A 676-nucleotide genomic window follows, 5' to 3' on the forward strand; every position below is an offset into this window, starting at 1 on the left:
TTAGACCGATGGTTCAGCTAGATGGCGGACGTTTTGCGACTTCTGATTTGAATGACCTTTATCGTCGTGTCATCAACCGTAACAATCGTTTGAAACGCCTTTTGGACCTTGGTGCGCCTAGCATCATCGTTCAAAACGAAAAGCGTATGCTTCAAGAGGCTGTCGATGCCCTAATTGACAACGGCCGCCGCGGACGCCCTGTAACAGGTCCTGGTAACAGACCGTTAAAATCTCTTTCTCACATGCTGAAAGGGAAGCAAGGCCGTTTCCGTCAAAACCTTCTTGGTAAACGTGTCGATTACTCCGGACGTTCTGTAATCGTTGTTGGTCCTCATTTGAAAATGTACCAATGCGGATTACCGAAGGAAATGGCGCTTGAACTTTTCAAACCTTTCGTTATGAAAGAACTTGTTGAAAAAGGTCTTGCTCATAACATTAAGAGTGCGAAACGCAAAATTGAGCGCGTGCAGCCTGAAGTTTGGGATGTACTAGAATCAGTTATTAAGGAGCACCCGGTACTGCTGAATCGTGCCCCTACACTTCACAGATTAGGTATCCAGGCGTTTGAACCAACGCTTGTTGAAGGACGCGCAATCCGTCTTCACCCGCTCGTATGTACAGCTTACAACGCTGACTTTGACGGTGACCAAATGGCGGTTCACGTACCATTATCTGC

The 676-nt window shown here is 47.0% G+C and carries 1 pseudogene; it reads left to right on the forward strand.

The features are described from left to right. Window positions 1-676, forward strand: a pseudogene (locus ACWHAR_RS27815) (DNA-directed RNA polymerase subunit beta'); the annotation flags it as partial.

The sequence above is a fragment of the Bacillus sp. LR--39 genome (assembly GCF_053613335.1).